The organism is Planomonospora algeriensis, assembly GCF_977012225.1.
In genome coordinates this window covers 1-3217 of sequence record NZ_CDRNDK010000597.1, presented here as the reverse complement: position 1 = coordinate 3217, position 3217 = coordinate 1, and the positions used below count along the sequence as shown (strand labels likewise).

Here is a 3217-nt window from a genome sequence, read left to right as displayed (position 1 = left end):
CTGGCGTCCGTGCCTCTACTCAGTCCTGCGCCGGCCCTGGCGTCCGTGCCTCTACTCAGTCCTGCGCCGGCCCTGGCGTCCGTGCCTCTACCCGGTCCTGCGCCGGCCCTGGCGTCCGTGCCTCTACCCGGTCCTGCGCCGGCCCTCGCGTCCCCCTCCGCCCGGCCCGGCGGCGGACGTGGTGGTCCGCCGTGTCTCACATCATGATTTATCCGGTGCGCGATTACCGATCTTGCCGTCACAATGTCCGGCATGCGGCTACCTGGCTGGTTCGCCGAGCGGGCGGAACCCGCTCCCCCCGAGAGCGAACTGCGCGTCTCCACGCTTGAACTCTTCTTCGACCTGGTCTTCGTCTTCACCGTCACCCAGCTCACCCGGCTCGTGGCGGACGGCATCCAGGAGGGCAGGCCCTTCGAGGGCGCCCTCCGGGTGCTGCTGGTGTTCGGTGTCCTGTGGTGGATGTACGCGGGCTACGCCTGGCTGACCAACGCGGTCCCCCCGGTCCGGCCGGCCCGGCGGGTGCTGATCCTGCTCGGCATGGTCGGCTTCCTGATCACGGCGCTGGCGATCCCGTCGGCCTTCGACGGCGACGGCCCGGCGTTCGCGGTCGGCTACCTGCTGCTCATCCTCGTCCACGCGGGGCTGTACCTCCAGTCGACCGCGGCCATCACCCGGGTGATCCCGTTCAACCTCGGCGGAGCCGCGCTGATCGGCCTGGCCGGCCTGGTCGGCGGGCCGTACGACCATCTGCTCTGGGGCATGGCGGTGCTGCTGCTGTGGGGCAGTCCCTACTTCATCGGGCAGAAGGGCTTCGAGCTGCGGGCCGGGCACATCGTCGAGCGGCACGGGCTGCTGGTGATCGTGGCGCTCGGCGAGTCGATCGTGGCCCTCGGCATCGGTGCCCGAGGGCTCCACGTCGGTCCCGCCCTCGGCGTGACGGCCGCGCTCGCCCTCGCACTGGCCGCCGGCCTGTGGTGGGTCTACTTCGGCGGGGACGACGAGACGCGCGCCGAGCACGTCCTCGCCGAGGCCGAGCCGGTACGGCGCACCCGGCTGATCCTCGGCGCCTACTTCTACGCGCACATCCCGATGCTGCTGGGCATCGTCGCGGTCGCGGCCGGGGTCAAGAAGGCGATCGGTCATCCGATCGACCCGCTCAAGCCCGCGGCCGCCGTCACCCTGGCCGTCGGCGCGACGCTCTTCCTGGCGGGCAACGCCTGGTTCCGCCGGGTGCTCGGGATCGACGGCAACCGCCTGCGGATCGCGGGGGCGCTGGCCGCCCCGGTGAGCGTCCCGCTCGGACTCTGGTCGGCCATGGCCCAGCTGGTCGTCCTGGCCGTCCTGGTGGGCGCGGTGGTCGTCCTCGGAAGACGACCGGCCGCGGCCCTCTCGCCCGTCCGCTGAAGCCGGGCCCGGCGACCGGGCCCGCCACGGCCAGGCCACGGTCAGGCCCGGAGGCGGTGGCCCGGCGGGCCTACCGCCGGGCAGTCTTCGCCATGCCCTGCTCCATGCCCTGCTGTGCCGGGATGTCGGCCCGGTCGACGATCGTGCCCTCACCCTCGCTGCGGGCGCAGTGCGCGCAGCAGTACCAGCGCCGGTCGGCCTCGACCCCGTGCCCGACGATCCTGACCCCGCAGTGTTCGCAGATCGGCGCCATCATCTGGATCGCGCACTCGAAACAGTCGAAGGTGTGCACCGCCCCTTGGGCGTGCACCTCGAAGCTCATGTCGTAGTCGTTCCCGCAGACTTCGCACTGCGCCATGTTCCCCCCCCGAAAACTCGTGACGTTTCCCGGAGGGGTCTACCCAGAACCCCACATCCGACGCTCCGTCGCCGTCACCGGGAGTGAGGCCCGGAAGCCTCCGAGTCACGAAACCCATTGAACCCGGACGCGCCGCGCCTATAGGTTTGCCGCCGTGGACGTCACGGCAGCCGCCCGGCAAGCGGCCGTCAATCGCACGTCAACCGAGAGCGGTCATAGTCAAGGGCGAGGAAAGGGGCAGACCATGCGACGCATCAGGATCACCCGGCCGCGCGGCCGCCGCCGTCCCACTCGGGCCTCCGACCTGGACCTTCGATCGCCGTCAGGGCGACCGCTGCCCTACTAGCTAGATCTTTACGGCCGTCTTATACGATTAAGTGCATAGTGCGCATAACGGAACAATCACGCCGGGGGGCTCAATGAAGAGACTTGTGGCCGTGCCACCATATGTCACGCGACTCAAGATCCGGGACATCCGTTCCGGAACGCGCCGCAGGACGAGCGGTGACGCCAAGGTCGTCGATCTGCGCGCCTACACGGGCCGCAACGTCGTCCGCCTCCCTCTCACGAGCGGCCCCACCCCCGCGGCCTGACCCGGACCGCCCGAAGACCCGAGAAGTCCCGGAAGGACCCGCACGGAGTGCGGGTCCTTCCGTGTTCCCACGACCCGCCGAGACGGCCGCGGGTCCGGCCGGCGGGGCGGAGACTCCGGAGATCCGACCACGCGTAGAACGGAACGATATGTTCCATGCTCTACATTGACTCCATGGAGACATCCGGCAGTACGCCGATGAGCGGGCGCAAGGCCCAGGCCGCCCGGAACGACCACGTGATCCTGCAGGCCGCCAAGGAGGTCTTCGTCGCCGATCCCGGCGCGCCGATCTCCGCCGTGGCCGAGCGCGCGGGGGTGGGCATCAGCGCGCTCTACCGCCGTTACGCCGGCAAGGAGACCCTGCTCCGCAGGCTCTGCTCCGACGGGCTGAAAACCTACATCGCCGAGGCCGAGGCGGCCCTGGCCGACGACGGCGATCCCTGGACCGTCTTCGCCCGTTTCATGCGCCGCATCGTGGAGGCCGACACCCACTCCCTCACCCTGAGCCTGGCCGGGACCTTCACCCCGGACGAAGACCTCTACCGCGAATCCGCCCGCGCCGAGCGACTCGCCCTGGAGGTCTTCGAACGGGCCAGGGACGCCGGGGTCCTCCGTCCCGGGCTGGAGGTCGCCGATCTTTCAATGATCTTCGAGCAGCTCGCCTCCGTCCGGCTCGGCGACCAGGAGCGCACCGCGCAGCTGAGGCACCGCTACCTGGCCCTGGTCCTCGATTCCCTCCGCCTGACCTCGGCCGGTCCCCTTCCGGGGCCGCCGCCCGCCGCGGAGGAGATCGGCCGGCGCTGGTCGGCCGCCGGGTGAGCACCGTCGCCGGGCCGCCCTCCCCACCGCCCTCCCGCACGCAG

Annotated in this window: 4 protein-coding genes; 3 read left to right on the top strand and 1 reads right to left on the bottom strand. The window is 70.9% G+C overall.

Annotation, left to right across the window (positions count from 1 at the left end):
* The first annotated feature begins 252 nt into the window (after positions 1 to 252).
* Entirely contained in the window at positions 253 to 1404 is a 1152-nt protein-coding gene (locus ACWJ6R_RS33060; protein ID WP_449065986.1) for a low temperature requirement protein A, read from the top strand.
* 70 nt (positions 1405 to 1474) lie between these two features.
* On the opposite strand, the gene ACWJ6R_RS33055 is transcribed toward ACWJ6R_RS33060, so the two are convergent.
* The gene (locus tag ACWJ6R_RS33055; RefSeq protein ID WP_449065985.1) at positions 1475 to 1762 is read right to left on the bottom strand and encodes a hypothetical protein; all 288 of its coding nucleotides are present in this window, start codon (positions 1760 to 1762) and stop codon (positions 1475 to 1477) included.
* A 437-nt stretch (positions 1763 to 2199) separates the two neighbouring features.
* Here ACWJ6R_RS33055 and ACWJ6R_RS33050 point away from each other — a divergent pair, with 437 nt between their 5' ends.
* Both ACWJ6R_RS33050 and ACWJ6R_RS33045 read left to right on the top strand, forming a co-directional pair.
* Positions 2200 to 2355, top strand: coding sequence for a hypothetical protein (locus tag ACWJ6R_RS33050; protein WP_189236543.1), 156 nt, complete (start codon positions 2200 to 2202; stop codon positions 2353 to 2355).
* Positions 2356 to 2510: 155 nt separating this feature from the next.
* The gene (locus tag ACWJ6R_RS33045; RefSeq protein ID WP_449065984.1) at positions 2511 to 3173 is read left to right on the top strand and encodes a TetR/AcrR family transcriptional regulator; all 663 of its coding nucleotides are present in this window, start codon (positions 2511 to 2513) and stop codon (positions 3171 to 3173) included.
* Positions 3174 to 3217 lie beyond the last annotated feature (44 nt).

Excerpts from the sequence above, each read along its gene's own strand:
- ACWJ6R_RS33045 (WP_449065984.1), top strand. The coding sequence starts at position 2,511 with ATGCTCTACATTGACTCCATGGAGACATCCGGCAGTACGCCGATGAGC.
- ACWJ6R_RS33060 (WP_449065986.1), top strand. The coding sequence starts at position 253 with ATGCGGCTACCTGGCTGGTTCGCCGAGCGGGCGGAACCCGCTCCCCCC.
- ACWJ6R_RS33055 (WP_449065985.1), bottom strand. The coding sequence starts at position 1,762 with ATGGCGCAGTGCGAAGTCTGCGGGAACGACTACGACATGAGCTTCGAG.